We start from the raw sequence: 14883 nt of genomic DNA on the forward strand, positions 1-14883 counted from the left end.
ATGCACCATCGTTTCCCGCATCTGGCCCAGCGCATGTTCAACGTGCCGCTGGCGCTTCATCCGGCCAAGGCCGAAATCGTCATGGCGGCGCTCGCCGACCGCCTCGGCATCGCGCATCTGTTCAACGCCGGCGCGCCCGTCGCGCTCGGAAATTTCGAGATGGACGAGGACGACCGTGCGGAGGATCGGGCGTACCTGGTGCAGAACGGTGTCGCCATTATCCCGGTGGAAGGCTGTCTCGTGCAGAAATTGGGCAGCCTGCGTCCCTATTCCGGCATGACCGGCTATGACGGAATCCGCTACAATTTCCTTGACGCCTGGAACGATGATGACGTCAAGGCGATCGTCCTCGATATCGATTCCCCCGGCGGCGAAGTGGCGGGCTGCTTCGATCTCGCCGACACGATCTTCCGCGCGCGCGGCCGCAAGCCGATCTGGGCGATGCTTAACGAGAATGCTTTCAGCGCCGCCTACGCGATTGCCTCGGCCTGCGATCAGATCTCGGTGCCGCGCACCGGGGGCACCGGCTCGATCGGCGTCATCTCGATGATCGCGGACATCTCCAAGGCGCTGAGCGAAGGCGGCATCACCGTCAACATCATCCAATTCGGCGCCCGCAAGGCCGACGGCAGTGAGGTGCTGCCACTGAGCACCGAGGCGCGCGCGCGCTTTCAGGCTGATGTGAACACGATCGGCCAGCTCTTCGTGAACACCGTTGCCCGCAACCGCAAGCTCAAGGCGAGCGCCGTCGCGGCGCAGCAGGCGACGACATACCTTGGCCAGGACGGCTTGCGCGCGGGCCTGGCTGACATGGTGGCCGCACCGGATGCGGCGTTCCGCGCGCTGCTCAAATCGCTCAAAACCTGAAGGACGAGACATGGCAACAATGCGAAATAACCTGCTGGGCGGGGCGGCGAGTTTCGCCTCGTTCCTGGGGATCGGCAAAGGCACCGCGCGCCGGAACACGGCAAGCCGCCCGCGCGCCGATGATGACGATTCCGATATGCGCCGGTCGCGTAGCGCCGATCAGGATGAAACGTTCAAGGACGACGAGAACGGTGATCCCGGCAATCCGGACTCCGTGCCGGACGATGGCGGCGACGATGCCGAGGGCGATCCGGAAGAGGAGCCGGCGCGCGGCGCCCGCCGCAAGAAAGCGAAGAAAGCCAAGCGCCGTGCATCGGACCAGACCGACGACGATGACGCCAATCCGAGCGATGACGGCGCGGATGGTCCGGATGATGATGACGACAACGATGATGATCCGAACGGCGATCAGTCCGACGATCAAGACGACGATGATGCCGATGATGATGATGCGGATGCCGAGATGCGCGGCCGGGGTCCGGCGGCGGCAGCGCGGCGTCGTGAGCAGGCGCGTTGCGCCGCGATTTTTGGCTGCAAGGCCGCAGGCCGGAACATCGAATATGCCGCGCATCTGGCGTTCAACACCCGGCTCGGCCGCCGCGAGGCGATCGGCCTGCTGAAGGCGGCCCCCGCGGCTTCGTCTGGCGGGGGCCTCAGCCGGGCCATGGATCGCTACGCCGGTGCGCGTCCCGGTCCGGATCGCGTGCCAGCAAGCAATTCGGCCAAGGCGATCGCCGACAGCTGGGACAAGGTCCTCACATCAACGCAGGGCAAGCGCTAAGCGCGCCGCAGCAAGAAAGAATCAGACATGGTTTCCCCCGTGATTTACGAGCAATATTATGACGGCGCCTTTATGGTCTCCGAGGCCAACGGGCACCGCTCCCGTGACCTCGGCGACCTGAATAACTCCACCGCTTCCGACATTCTGTATGAAGGTGGTCTGGTCGTGGCCCAGCAGGGCGCCGGCATCGTGTCAGCCGCACATGGCACGAACACCGGCAACGGTACGATCGGCAGCCTCTCGGTGCTGCAGGGCGCCGAGTTCGGCACCTACACGCTGACCGCTACCAGCGCGACGGAATTCAACGTCGTGGCGCCGAGCGGTGATCTGATCGGCGAGGCGACGGTCGGCACGGCGTTCGCCGACCAGGTTGGCTTCACCCTTACCGCCGGCAGTACCGCTTTCGTGGCCGGCGATTCCTTCACACTGGACGTCACCCAGCAGATGGACATCTGGGAGAGCTGGACTGGTGGCGCGATCACCGGGGCGATGGGCATTCTCTACAACCGGGTCTGGGTCGAGGCCGGCACCTCCAAAAAGGTGACGATCGTCACCCGCGCCTGCGAGGTGAACCTGTCCGAACTGCAGTGGGATCCGGCGGTGACGAGTTCGGCCAGCGTCGCGACGCTGCAGGCTCAGGCGCTCGCCGCCCTCGCCACCATGGGCGTCATCGCCCGCTAACCCCGAACCCACCGGAGCATCTTTCCATGGTATCGTTGAACGTCTTTCGTAACGACGCCTTTTCCACGGTCCAGTTGACCGAGGGCGTTGAGCGCAATCCCTATAACCCGACCGGCATCGGCGAGCTCAACCTGTTCGATCCGTTTCCGATCCGCACCAAGGCGGTCGCCGTCGAACAGCGCCAGGGCAAGCTGATCGTTGTCCCGACCAGCGAGCGCGGCACGCCACCGACCGAGCGCACCACCGAGAAGCGCCAGGCGCGCTATTTCGAGTGTCCACGCATCGCGCATGAGGATACGGTCTACGCGGACGAAATTCAGGACGTCCGCGAGTTCGGCCAGGAATCGGTCCTGATGCAGGTGCAGAAGGAAGTCGCGCGCCGCCTCAGCGGCCCGACTGGCTTGCTTGCCTCGATGGAGTACACCAAGGAGCGCATGCGCCTCGGGGCCATCCAAGGGATCTTGCGCGACGCTGACGACACGGTCCTGTTCAACTGGTTTGAAGAGTTCGGCATCACCCCGGAGCCGGAGGTCGCCTTCAACCTGCTGGCCCAGCAGGAAAACACCCTGCGGCCGATGTGCAATGAGATTGTGCGGACGATCGCCCGTAAATCGCAGGGGGCGTTCACCTCACAATCGCGCGTGATGGCGCTCTGCGGCGACGAGTTCTGGGACGCACTGACCAACCACGTCGACGTGACCCGGACCTTCTATAACTGGGCCGCCGCCGCCGAGCTCCGCAAGGGCCAGGCATTCGAGGCGATGTCTTTCGGTGGCATCGACTGGTTCAACTATCGCGGCTCCGACGATGCCAGCACGATCTCGATCGCCACGAACAAATGCCGGTTCTTCCCGGCCAAGGCGCCGGGCGTGTTCCAGCGCGTGCTGGCGCCGGCGGAGTTCGTGCCTTGGGTCAATACGCTCGGCAAGGAGCAATATGTGCTGCCGATCTTCGACAGGGATCGCAACAGCTGGTGGAAGAATGAGGTCTATTCCTACCCCCTGTTCATCTGCAATCGCCCCGAGACGCTGATGTCGGGCACGATGGACGCGGTGCCGGATTAAGCGAACGCCGTTCACTGGAACTGTATAAGGCCGCCTCGGGCGGCCTTTTTCATGGGGAAATGACAGATGGCCACTCAACCTTCGACGACGCCGACAAACTATCAGGCGATGGTCGATATTCACTATGTTCCGGCCGGATCGCCGATGGGCACGCGCCCGCAGGTGATCAAGAAAGGGACCGTCATCGCATCCGGCGTCCTGTCGGTCAAAGACGTCAAAGCGATGCTGCAGAACGGGCACCTGCAGGTGACGTCTTCCAGCGCCGCTGTGGCTGCCAAGCTGACGGCCGAGGCGCCGGTGGAGGCCGCGCGGGTCGATCAGGCCGCCGCGGAAGCTTTGCCCAAGACCACAGCCACGAGCGCGAGCGAAGCGGCGCAGTAGCCGGTCGATGATCGATTTCGATCAACTGGTGCTGGGGCCATGCTTCGACGCGTTCGCGCAGCCGGCCACCTATCTGCCGGCGCGCGGCGCCGCCGTACCGGTGAACGGGATCTTTAATCGCTATTCGACGCTCGAGCAGATCGACAATCAGACGGCGATGATGGTGACGGTGGTGAAGCCGACGCTCGCCCTGCGGCTGTGCGATCTGCCTGGCGTGAAATTGCAGCTGCATGATCAGGTCAAGGTCGCCGGCGTCCTCTGGGAAGTCGCGGCGCCGCCCGAGTTTGATGGGCACGGCCAGGCCCTCCTGACGCTGGCGAATACCCGGGCATGAACAACGCGCCAATCCTCACTATCGATGATTTCCCGCGCGAGCTGCGTCGCCGGACGGTCGAACTGCTGAAGCAGATCGGTACTCTGGCCGAGGACCGTGTCTTCAACACACGGTCCAACCCTCTGGCGCCGGAAGAATCGCCGGTCATCCTGGTGTGGATGGATGATGTTCACGGCGAATGGCAGGGCGATGCACCGCGTCAATTCGACAGTGTCGGCAAGCTGATCGTCACGGGCTACGTGTCCGGCGCGCCAGTTGAGGATGTCGAGGACCAGACCGAGCAGCTCGCAACACAGATTCAATCGCTGCTGAACTATGTCGCCTTTGTGGCGCCGCCGCTGCAGCGCATCCGCGCCATCGATCGCAAGTTCGTCATGAAGGTCGTTTCCGAGCGCTATGAAGGCTACGTGATCTTCACCTTTGATTTGCAATGGACCGAGGTGTTTGAGCCGCTCCTTGCGCCCTTTACCGGTGCCGCGCCGTTCGGTGCTTATGGCGCGCCGCTCGCCGAGGTTCAACTCACCGCCCAGACGGCCGCCGGGGAAGATCTCATCGGCGCCACGATCACGCTTCCCCCCAACCAGGAGTCTTGAACAATGTCCGCAAGTCAGAGTGGCATTGCGTTTTCCAATATCCCGCAGGCCAATCTCGTCCCGCTCTTTTTCGTCGAATTTTCTAACGTCAATGCTGGCGTCAACCTCACCCAGCAGCCGACGTTGCTGATCGGCCAGAGCGCGAACGCGCAACCGGCGGTGCCCGTGTTCGTGCCGTCGCTCGGCGTGGCACGAAACCTGTTCGGCGCGCGCTCGATGCTGGGGCGCAAATTCTCAACCTATTCCCAGCAGGATAATTCCGGCGCCTGGTGCCTTCCAGCTCCCGATGCCGTAGGTGCCGTCGCCGCGACGGGTTCGATCGTCGTCACGGGCCCAGCGACCTTGCCGGGCGCGATCGCGCTCTATGTCGCGGGCATGAGCATTCCGGTCGGCGTGAATATCGGCGACTCCGGAACGGTGATCGCGGCGAACATTGCTGCGGCGATCAACGCGACGTTGGATCTGCCTTTGAACGCCACATCTGCGGCCGGCACGGTTACGCTGACGGCTGTGCACGGCGGTGTTCAGGGGAACAACATCGATATCCGGCTGAACTACCGCGGCCTGCAGGCGGGTGAGTCGCTCCCTCAGGGAGCCAGCGTCACCATCACGCCGATGGCGAATGGCGCGATCGATCCGGACATGGGGTTTGTCGCCAATGCAATCGGCGATGCGCCCTATGACTTCATTGCGCATCCTTATTCTGGCGTGAGCCAACTCGCCATGTTCACCTCGTTGATGAACGACGCGACCGGGCGCTGGGCATGGAACCGCCAGGATTATGGGCATATCTTCACGATGCAGCCCGGCACGATCAGCAGCCTGCTCACCACCGGCGGCACGATCAACGACCAGCACCAGACGATCGTGGGTGTTGATGGCAGCCCCAGCCCACCCTGGGACTGGGCGACTGACTGGACCGGGGCCGTGGCCGTCTCCACCCGGGCGTTGGCCTCGCGCCCGCTGCAAACGCTCTCCATGCAGACGGTGCTGGCCCCGCAGCAGGAGAATTGGTGGAATTACGCGAGCCAGCAGCAGTTGCTGAGCAACGGCATCGCGGTGCCGGGCTTCAGTTCCTACAGTAACCCCACGATCGTCCGCTCGGTCACGACGTACCAAAGGAACGCTTTTGGCGTGGCCGACCAGAGCTATCTCGACGTGGAGACGATGTTCACGCTCATGGCGATCACGCGTCAGCTCAAAGCGGCGCTCACGCAGAAATATCCGCGCGCAATCTTGGTGCCGAACGGCACGCCTGCCGGCCCGGGCAGCCCGTTCGTATCGCCGCAGGACATCAAGGCGGAGATCGGTGTGCAGTACAATCTGATGCAGGCAGCCGGCCTCGTTACCAGTGCGGCCTTTATGCTCGCCAACACCCAGGTGCAGATCAACGCCGCGAACCCGGACCGCTGCGACATCCTGTGGACGCCGGCGCTCGCGCAAGGGCTGCGCATGTTCGCGGTGAACAACCAGTTCACCCTCAACCCCAGCACCGCCTCGTAAGGGAGCAAAAACATGGCTGCGATAGTCACTGGTGGCATCGCCACGATCAAGATCGATGGCGTGCAGTACATGATGCGCGGAAGTGCGAAGGTGAAGCCCGGCACGGTCAAGCGCGCGCCGATCGTCAACCAGGATGGTTCGGTTGTCTTTACCCAGACGGCGGACGCGCCGAGCATCTCCTGCGATTTCTCCGATTGGGGAGGTCTATCGATCGTGAACATCTCACAGATCGCGGGCAGCACGATCGCGATCAGCTTGACCAACGGAAAATCCTACACGCTCACGAACGGGACCTATACGGACGCGACGGAACTCAATGCAGAGGACGGATCGTTCCCGGTCGTGTTCGTCGGATCATCTTGCAATGAACAATTGGTGGCATCATGAAACTTCGCAAAACCGTTTCCTTTCTCGGCAAGGATTATGCCGAGCTGAACTTCCGCGAGCCCAACGGTATCGCGCTCGCCGAGTGCGGCGTGCCGTTCAAATCCTCAGGCTCAGACATCGATCGCGAAGGCAAGATCGATGCCAAGGTCATGCGCAAGCTGATCGCCTGGTGCGCAGACGTGCCGGTCGAGGTGGTCGACATGATAAGCTCCAAGGATTGGCTGAGCGCCATGGAGGAAGTCATGGTTTTTTTCGGCGACACGGCGGCGGAGAAAGCCTCCTAAATCTCTACTTCAACGCAGCCCATAGCTGGGGCGACATTGCCTACATCATGTCGCTCCGCGTGAGCTTGTTGGAACTCCACGTCGAGCAGCTCCACCGGATCAGAAAAGAGCTAAAATCCAAGCATCATGGCTAAGGTCTACGAATCAGTTCTGGCAGTGGTCGACAAATGGTCGGCGCCGATTCTCAAGATGGAAGAGAATCTGAAGCACCTTGGCGCCGTCGGGGCGCACACCAACAAGATGATGACGCCGCACGAGAAACTGTTTTCGCACGCTACCGAAGGCATTCATGAACTGACGGACCGTTTCGGTGAATTCGGAAAGCAGGCTGGCGAAGTCGGCAGCAAGATCGGCGAGATTCTGGGGCCGCTCGCAGCGCTTGGCGCCGCGGGCTCAGTCGCCGGACTGGTGGAGATGACGCATAGTTTTGCCGAGGCGACCGAGCAGCTCTCGATCGGGGCGCGTATCGCCGGCATTTCTGTCCAGAGCATGCAAGCACTGAATTATGCGGCATTGCAGACGGGCGTGTCGACGGATGGCATGCAGCGCTCGATGGGTATGCTCAACCGCGTCATGGGTGCGGCGGCCACGGGGCAGAATAAGCAGGCCCTGGCGCTATTTCAGCACCTGCATATCGCGCTGCGCAACTCGCACGGCCAGATCCTTGGAGCTGCGGATGTGCTGCCGAAACTGGCCGATGCCTTCGCGAAAACCAGCAGCCCAGCCATGAAGGCCTTGATGGCGCAGCAGCTGTTCGGTCGCGCGGGCCTTGAGCTTCTGCCGATGCTGGAGCAGGGCAGTGCTGGCCTCGCGAAATATCAGGACGCCTTCCAAAAATACGGCTACACGCTCAGCGAACAGGACGTTTCCGCGGCAGAGAAGTTCAACGAGTCGTGGAAGAATATGCAGACCTCGATCTCCGGTCTGACGGACGATATCAGCGCCAAGCTTGCGCCAGTCTTGACGCCGATCATTACTGCCGTCGCCGACTGGACGGCCGCCAATCGGGATTGGATCGCCACCAACGTCCAGAAGGCCATCGCAAGCCTTTCCGACACGCTCTCCCAGGTTGATTTCAAGGGCGTTCTCTCCGGTGCCATGCAGTTCGCGGATAGCACGGGAAAACTCGTCGATGACCTGGGGGGGCTGAAGACCGTGATGATCGGTGCAGCCGTGGTGATGGGCGCGCCTTTTCTGGCACCGCTTGCCAGCCTCGCGACTGGCTTCGCGCGGCTCAGCTTTGCCGTTGCTGGTCCAATCGTGAAGTCCATCGCAATGTTTGGCTTCGAACTGGTCGAATTGGTGCCGGCGATGACATCGGTCCGCAACGCCATGGCGGCGCTGGATCTGGTGATTTCGGCCAATCCCCTTGGCGCCATCGCCATCGCCGCCATCGCGGCAGGTGCCGCGGCCTATGAGCTGTATGAGCACTGGAACACGGTCGCGAAGGAACTTGGCGCGGTCTGGGGTGTGATCGATAGCGGGTTCCATCGCGTGTTCGACCCGATCGGCAATACGATCGGCGGACTCGAATCGCGGCTAACGTCCTTCACCTCCATGTTGGGGATGGGCGGCGGGCATGGTGCGGCACACGGCGGCGCCCCGACGAGCACCTCCAATGCCGCCAGCGGCGCGCTGCCGTGGCTGCCGCCCAGCGCGCCTCTGGCTGTGCCCGGCGCAGCCGGCGACAGCAGCAAGCTCGACGTCACGATCCATATTCCGGCGGCGCCAGCCGGGACGCGCGCGGTGGTGCAGAGCAGTGGTTCGGCACCCAAACCGAAGGTCAATCTCGGTCACTCCAGCATGGCGACGGGCGTCCTATGAGCTGGTTCGATGATCTTCTGCCGGCGTCGTTCAACGGCGTCCCGTTCCTGATTGAGGGTACGGACCGTGAGTCGGGGCGCCGGCTGGTTGCCCACGAGTTCCCGCTCAGGAACGATCCGAGCCAGGAAGATCTCGGCCGGCTGCCGCGCGTCTTTTCCATCAAGGCTTATGTGGCCGGAGATCTGTGGGTCCTCGAGCGCTCCCTGCTCGAGACCGCTCTGGAGAACAGCTCGACGGTCGGGACGCTGATCCATCCGACCTATGGCATTCTCAATGTTTGGGTCGGGAAGATCCGCTCGAGTGAGACGCGGACCGTCGGCGGCTATGCGACGATCGATATCGAATTCTCCTTGGATGGTGGCACAGCCTCACCGCTCTCGATCACCGACGCCGTATCGACCTTGCTCGCTGGGCTCAATAGCCTGGTGCCCTTTCTGGAAGATGCCTACATCGCCAGCGTCGGTCTTGAGATCCTGTCTGGCGTTGTCGCCACTTTGGTCGGCAACCAGCTCAGCAACGCCGATGCGCAGTTTAACGCGATGGCGCAATCGACGGTCTCGGGCATCACGTCGGGCTTTGCGGCCAATCCGACCGACAGCACGACGACGGCCTCGGCGGTGACAGCTGCCTTTGCTGCAGCCGCCAACAATGTGATCGCCGCGCAGCCGGTGCAACCGGCCTTGGAAGATCCGGTTGCGGGCGTGACCTCGACACAGCCGCTTTCCGCCGACCCCTCCGGCGGCCTGCTCGCGCTGGCGAGTTTCGGATCAACGCTGCCGACGCAGCCCTCCACCGCCGTGCCGGCGCTGGGTGTGGCACAGGCCGCCTTGATCTCATTGATCCAGGGCGCGGCGCTGGTCGCCGTGTTAACGGTCTACGCGCAGATTGACTGGCAATCGGCGAACCAGGCGCAGGCCGCCGCCGAGCAGCTGCAGTGCCTGCTCGATGTGCAGGTGGCGGCCGCGGCAGACGCCGGCAATTTCGATCTGTTCCGCGCCTGGCGCGCGATTTCTGCGCAAGCAAGGGCGCAGATGGCGCAGGACGCGCAGAACCTGCCGAGCCTGGCAACCTATTCGGTTGCAGGTGTGATGCCAGCGCTGGCGCTGGCGCAACGCCTCTATCAGGACGGCACCCAGGCGCCCGGCCTGGTGGCGCTCAATGACGTGCCCCACCCGATCTTCATGCCGCCAACCGGCAGCTGGTTGCGGCCCGCAGCATGACCGACATTCCGGTTTTGACCGTGAATGGCCAGAATTACTCTGGCTGGACGGCCGTGTCGTGGGGGCGCGGGCTCGATCGCTGCGTCAGCGATTTCGACCTCGAGGTCACAGAGCGGTGGCCGGACAGCACGAGGCCGATCCTGCCCCTCGCGCCAGCGACGATCAGCGTCGGCGGTGAGCAGGTGTTCGCAGGCTATGTCGACAGCTATCTGCCAAGCCTGCAGGCCGACGAACACTCGGTGCGGATCACCGGCCGCGGCAAGACGCAGGACCTGGTGGATTGCTCGCCGAATGTCGCGGCGGGGCAGTTCTCCGGCTACACGGTTGCGGCTGTAGCGCGTGCACTCTGCCAGATGTTCGGGATCGGCTGCGACGTGCAAACGGATCTCGCCAACGTCGTCATCCCGGACGTGACGATCCAGCCCGCTGAATCCGCCTTCAATTTCCTCGACCGGCTGTGCGTCGTCGCCGGCGTGATCGCGATCGACGATGCAAACGGCAATTTGCTCCTGGTGACAGCCGGCACCACCAAGTCGAGCACGGTGCTGATGCAGGGCGTGAATCTCAAGGCTGTCTCGGCGGAGATCACCTCCACAGACCGCTTCAGTGAGTACATCGTCAAAGGCCAGGCCGGCTTGAGTGCCCAACTTGGGGCATCAGGCCAGACGACACCAGCCGGTGCACAAGTGCAGACGGCGCAGGTCGCCAGCGTCACGGATAGCTCGGTAACGCGGTTCCGGCCGAAGGTGTTTATGGCCGAATCCGCCACCGGGCAGGCGTCCCTGCTGACACAGGCGCAATGGCATCTGAATTACGCGCTGGGCCGCTCCACCAAGGCCACGGCGACCGTGGTGGGGTGGCGCCAGGATGATGGCACGTTCTGGGCGCCAAACCTGATGGTGACGATCATCGCGCCGGTTATCGGCGTCAATGAGGATCTGCTGATCTATTCGGTGTTGTTCCGCCTCACGGCGAATGGCGGTCACGAGACAGTGCTGACACTGACGCCGGTGCAAGCCGCGCAGCCGAATCCGCGCGAACTTCGCCAGAAGAAAGGCAAGAAAGGTCGCAAGGGCTCGGGCATAGATTGGACGGGCGCCGGTGGATTTTAACCGTTTTGCGAACGCCGTTCGCATGATGCTCACCCGTGCGAAGGTCGCCGGTGCCGTGATCTCAGGCCGGACCTTGATGCAGGTGACGCGCTACGACACCGAAGTTTTCAATTCGGTCGAGCTGCTGCTACCGCCTGGCTATGTTGCCAACCCGTCGATCGACTCGGACGTACTGGTGATCCAGGTCGGTTCGCTCGCCGACCACAAGGTAGCTTTGGGCGGAGATAATACCGCGGACGCGGTCGCCGATCTGCAGCCGGGCGAGGGTGGCATGTCCCGCCAGCAAGGGCAGCGCCAGCTGATCCAACGCCTGGGCTGGACAGAGATCATCGATCCCGCCGAGGTGCGCATCATCGCGCCGGCGATGCTGTGGAGCCCTGACGGCGGCAAGACCTTCCTCCGTCTGGCCACGGAACAGCACACGCACGGCGGCGTCCAGACCGGCGATTTCCAGACCGAAACACCAAGCGAGGGACTCACATGACCGATCTCGCACTGATCTGGAATGGCGCGATCTCCGGCTACGACGTGGCGATGAACGCGCCGGATCTGCTGGTTGATCAGGGGCTGAAAACCGCGGTCATTTTGAGTCTGCTGCTCGATGCCGCGGCGCAGCCGGGTGACGCGCTTCCGGATCCGAATTCGACGGATCACCGCGGCTGGTGGGGCGATGCGTTCCTGCCGCCGGTCAATGGCAAGCCCGACCGGATCGGCTCGCGGCTCTGGCTGCTGAAGCGCTCGGTGCAGAACAATGCCACGCTGATCGCAGCGCAGAATTACGCCACGGAAGCGCTCGGCTGGCTGCTGGCGGACGGTGTGGTCGGCAGCCTGAGCGTCACCTGCACCTACCCTGCGATCGGGCAGATCAACATCAGTCCGAACTTTGGCCAGAAGGGCGGCTCGCCCCTTTACGATGTTCTCTGGAGCTTTTCCTGATGCCGTTCCCGCGTCCGTCCTTCCAGGACCTGATCAACTCGGCACAGGCAGATCTCGCGCGCCTGCCGAACGCGGATCCAACGCTGCGGCGTAGCCTGCTGCTCGTGCTGGCCTACATGTCAGCGGCGCTCGCGAGTGGAGAATACGATTACCTCGATTGGATGGTGATCAACGTTTTGCTGCCTGACACAGCAACGGGTGAATATCTCGATCGCTGGGCGAACATGCTTAAGCTGCAGCGCGAAGGTGCAACGTCGTCAGCGGGTAACATTATTTTCACTGGGACGGTCGGTAGATCGATTCCGGTCCGCACGCAGGTCCAGTCGAGCAATGCTGCCGTTATTTTGACGACAACGGCGGAGGGAACCATCGGGCCCAGCGGGACGGTAACGATCCCGGTGATCGCCACCGTGCCGGTCACGGGCGGCAATCCGCTCCCCAGCGGTTCGGCCGGAAATCTTTTGCCGAACTCGCCGGTGACATTGATGGTCGCGATCGCCGGTGTCCTTGGCACGGCCGTTGTGGACAGCAACGGTCTAAGCGGCGGCGAGGATGAGGAGACGGACGCGGCGCTCCGCGTTCGCGTGCTGCAGCGCCTTTCAAGTCCGCCACAAGGCGGTGCGGCATTTGATTATGTCACCTGGGCCGAGGAAGTCGCCGGCGTCACGCGTGTCTGGGTGTATCCGCTACTCTTTGGCGCCGGGACTGTCGGCGTCACCTTTGTGATGGATGGTCGAGCGGATATTGTCCCGCTCTCGCCCGATATCACGAACGTGCAAAACTCGATCGATGCCTCGTGCCCGGTCACAGCGGCGCCAACGGCATTCGCGCCGACGCAGTCGCCTGTCGCGATTACCATCAATAACCTTGTGCCTGCACCGGGTTTCACAGAGGCAACAGCGCAAGCGAACATCATGACAGCGCTGGCGCAACTCTTTGCGACGACGACACCAGGCGGCACAGGCTGGGACAGCACACAGCGCGCATTTGTGGCCGGCGGTTCGCTCAGCCTGAGCCAGATCTATGGCGCGATCACTGGGGCGCCGGGCGTGTTCTCGTTCGATCTCGCGGCGCCGACGGCGGATCAGATCGCCGGCTTTGGCATCATGCTCAGCCTCGGCCAGGTGACCTCGTGACAAACACCATCGCCGGTCTCGGCGCGGCCGATTTTCTGAGTGGTGGGCAAGGATTGCTGCCGCCAGGTGATGCGCTGCCCCGAGATGTTGAGGCGTTGCTGACGACGCTGCTGTCCGGTCTCACCGGTCGCATGGTCGACGTGCATGCTCAGGCATCCTTGCTCAGTGAGATCGAGAGCGACCCACGTGAGACGACGCTGCTGCTGCCAGATTGGGAAGCGAGCTTTGGTCTACCGGATCCGTGCCTGGGCGCGAGTCCGTCTTACGCGCAGCGCCGTCAGCAGCTGGTGTCGCGTATCGCCGCTCGGGGTGGCCAGAGCCCGGACTATATGATCAGCGTCGCGGCGACGCTGGGCTATCCGATTACCATTACGCAATTTCGGCCGTTCACATTCGGTCAGCCCTTCGGTTCGCTGATGTACGGACAGCCTTGGGCCTACGTCTGGCAGGTCAACGCACCGACTTTCACGGTCGATTTCTTCGAATTTGGCCAGAACAATTTCGGCGATTCTTTCTCGAGCTTCGGCAACACGGCTCTGCAGTGTGAACTGCAGCGCATTTGCCCGGCCCATACCCAGCTTCTCTTCTCCTTCTCCCAGGGGTAACCATGGACGCGATCATTGCACCAAACACCGTTCCGCTTTCTGAGGCAGATGGACCTCCCGCCACGGGCACACCGCAATATGCGGTAAACGGAGTGCCTGGGTCGACGGTGCCGACGCAGTTCCCGGCGTACCATTACAATGGGATTGTCCAGGAAATTTTAGCCCTGCAGGGGGGTGCCGGCCTTACGAATAATCGGCAGGCTCTGAACCAGGTATTGCAGGCGGTTAAAAGATTTGCCGGAGGAAATGTCACCACGGTCACCGCCAGCGCCACACTCACGGCCGATAATGCCGGCCTGGTGCTGGTGAACGCGGCGGACAGCAACATCACGATCACGATGCCGGCCGCCGCTAGTGCGAATGGAATTCCGCTCTCCTTCAAGATCATCCGTACCGACACGAGCGCAAACACGGTCACCTATGCGCTGGCAGAAAATGATACCATCCTTCCTACGGGGTCGACCGGTGGATCGATTGGCAATGGCTTGGGGGCCGACCTGATCGGCGATGGCATCTCGCATTGGTGGCAGCCGGGCTCTGGGCGGCTCATTAGCGTGGAAACGTTCAATGCTTCGGGCGTTTACAATGCCCCTCCTGGAACGAAATTCGTCATAGTCAATGCCAAAGGCGGGGGTAGCGCGGGGGGTGGTGCGCCGGCGTGCTCCACGGGTGCCACGTCAATCGGATCGGGCGGTACGGAAGGCACTTATGCGAGCGGGATCTATGCCGAAGGTTTTAACGGCGTTGCAGTTACTGTAGGCGCCGGCGGCACGCCAGTGGCTGGGGGGACTGGCAGCCCTGGCGGGGCGTCATCGTTCGGTGCCCTGCTTACGGCGCCGGGTGGTCCAGCAGCGCAGATCGCTGGCCCAAGCTCCGCGAGCTTTACCACCGGCGGGATCAATGGGACGCTGGCAAGTGGAGCTAATCTCCTGAACATTGCAGGAGCACCTGGCGGTGTGTCGCTATCGTTTGGCGGTAGTAACCTCGTATCTTCCTCCGGAGGGGGATCTGGTGCCGGTGCGGCGATATCCGCAGGACAGAATGGCTTCTCAGCGTCTTCTAACGGAGCCGGCGGCGGTGGCACCGCGCAAATCTCCGGAGGTCCGGCGCTGACCGGAGGCCGTGGCGGAAACGGTTACGTGCAGATTTATGCATTCGCGTAAGGAGCAACGCAA

The 14883-nt window shown here is 62.8% G+C and carries 18 protein-coding genes; all 18 read left to right on the plus strand.

Translation table 11 applies throughout. The annotated features are described in order from the left end of the window. The 18 genes from VNC39_RS01605 to VNC39_RS01690 all read left to right on the plus strand — a co-directional run bounded on the left by VNC39_RS01605 (position 1) and on the right by VNC39_RS01690 (position 14871). Complete coding sequence (locus tag VNC39_RS01605; protein WP_325395511.1) at positions 1-867, plus strand: S49 family peptidase; 867 nt, start codon at positions 1-3, stop codon at positions 865-867. 10 nt (positions 868-877) lie between these two features. Further along, the gene (locus VNC39_RS01610) at positions 878-1648 is read left to right on the plus strand and encodes a hypothetical protein (protein ID WP_325395513.1); all 771 of its coding nucleotides are present in this window, start codon (positions 878-880) and stop codon (positions 1646-1648) included. Positions 1649-1675: 27 nt separating this feature from the next. Then, positions 1676-2329, plus strand: a complete 654-nt coding sequence (locus VNC39_RS01615; protein ID WP_325395515.1) for a head decoration protein — start codon at positions 1676-1678, stop codon at positions 2327-2329. A gap of 26 nt (positions 2330-2355) precedes the next feature. After that, complete coding sequence (locus VNC39_RS01620; RefSeq protein WP_325395517.1) at positions 2356-3393, plus strand: major capsid protein; 1038 nt, start codon at positions 2356-2358, stop codon at positions 3391-3393. A gap of 66 nt (positions 3394-3459) precedes the next feature. After that, a complete protein-coding gene (locus tag VNC39_RS01625; RefSeq protein WP_325395519.1) occupies positions 3460-3774 on the plus strand; it encodes a hypothetical protein in 315 nt (104 codons plus the stop codon). Positions 3775-3781: 7 nt separating this feature from the next. Beyond that, positions 3782-4108, plus strand: coding sequence for a head-tail joining protein (locus VNC39_RS01630; RefSeq protein ID WP_325395521.1), 327 nt, complete (start codon positions 3782-3784; stop codon positions 4106-4108). Continuing rightward, a complete protein-coding gene (locus tag VNC39_RS01635) occupies positions 4105-4701 on the plus strand; it encodes a hypothetical protein (protein WP_325395523.1) in 597 nt (198 codons plus the stop codon). Before VNC39_RS01630 ends, VNC39_RS01635 begins: the two co-directional genes overlap by 4 nt. Positions 4702-4704: 3 nt before the next feature. After that, positions 4705-6204 (plus strand): phage tail sheath C-terminal domain-containing protein, encoded by a 1500-nt coding sequence (locus tag VNC39_RS01640; RefSeq protein WP_325395525.1) that lies wholly within the window; start codon positions 4705-4707, stop codon positions 6202-6204. A 12-nt stretch (positions 6205-6216) separates the two neighbouring features. After that, entirely contained in the window at positions 6217-6591 is a 375-nt protein-coding gene (locus tag VNC39_RS01645) for a phage tail tube protein (protein ID WP_325395527.1), read from the plus strand. Further along, on the plus strand, positions 6588-6875 hold the full coding sequence (locus tag VNC39_RS01650; protein ID WP_325395528.1) for a phage tail assembly protein: 288 nt from the start codon (positions 6588-6590) through the stop codon (positions 6873-6875). The genes VNC39_RS01645 and VNC39_RS01650 overlap by 4 nt, the downstream gene beginning before the upstream one ends. 156 nt (positions 6876-7031) lie before the next feature. After that, positions 7032-8699: a hypothetical protein gene (locus tag VNC39_RS01655; protein ID WP_325395530.1), complete on the plus strand. Its 1668-nt coding sequence runs from the start codon at positions 7032-7034 to the stop codon at positions 8697-8699. Beyond that, positions 8696-9919, plus strand: a complete 1224-nt coding sequence (locus VNC39_RS01660) for a DNA circularization protein (protein WP_325395532.1) — start codon at positions 8696-8698, stop codon at positions 9917-9919. The genes VNC39_RS01655 and VNC39_RS01660 overlap by 4 nt, the downstream gene beginning before the upstream one ends. Beyond that, positions 9916-11031, plus strand: coding sequence for a phage baseplate assembly protein (locus tag VNC39_RS01665; protein WP_325395534.1), 1116 nt, complete (start codon positions 9916-9918; stop codon positions 11029-11031). Before VNC39_RS01660 ends, VNC39_RS01665 begins: the two co-directional genes overlap by 4 nt. 22 nt (positions 11032-11053) lie before the next feature. Next, positions 11054-11515, plus strand: coding sequence for a phage baseplate assembly protein domain-containing protein (locus VNC39_RS01670; protein WP_325395536.1), 462 nt, complete (start codon positions 11054-11056; stop codon positions 11513-11515). After that, positions 11512-11967 (plus strand): phage GP46 family protein, encoded by a 456-nt coding sequence (locus VNC39_RS01675; RefSeq protein WP_325395538.1) that lies wholly within the window; start codon positions 11512-11514, stop codon positions 11965-11967. Before VNC39_RS01670 ends, VNC39_RS01675 begins: the two co-directional genes overlap by 4 nt. Continuing rightward, positions 11967-13103 carry a baseplate J/gp47 family protein gene (locus tag VNC39_RS01680; RefSeq protein WP_325395540.1) on the plus strand — a complete coding sequence of 379 codons (1137 nt, stop codon included), beginning with the start codon at positions 11967-11969 and terminating at the stop codon, positions 13101-13103. Before VNC39_RS01675 ends, VNC39_RS01680 begins: the two co-directional genes overlap by 1 nt. Beyond that, positions 13100-13708: a YmfQ family protein gene (locus tag VNC39_RS01685; RefSeq protein ID WP_325395542.1), complete on the plus strand. Its 609-nt coding sequence runs from the start codon at positions 13100-13102 to the stop codon at positions 13706-13708. The genes VNC39_RS01680 and VNC39_RS01685 overlap by 4 nt, the downstream gene beginning before the upstream one ends. A 2-nt stretch (positions 13709-13710) precedes the next feature. After that, on the plus strand, positions 13711-14871 hold the full coding sequence (locus VNC39_RS01690; protein ID WP_325395544.1) for a hypothetical protein: 1161 nt from the start codon (positions 13711-13713) through the stop codon (positions 14869-14871). Positions 14872-14883: the final 12 nt, after the last annotated feature.

This window comes from Acidocella sp. (assembly GCF_035535915.1).
In the GTDB taxonomy this organism is placed as follows: Bacteria; Pseudomonadota; Alphaproteobacteria; order Acetobacterales; family Acetobacteraceae; genus Acidocella.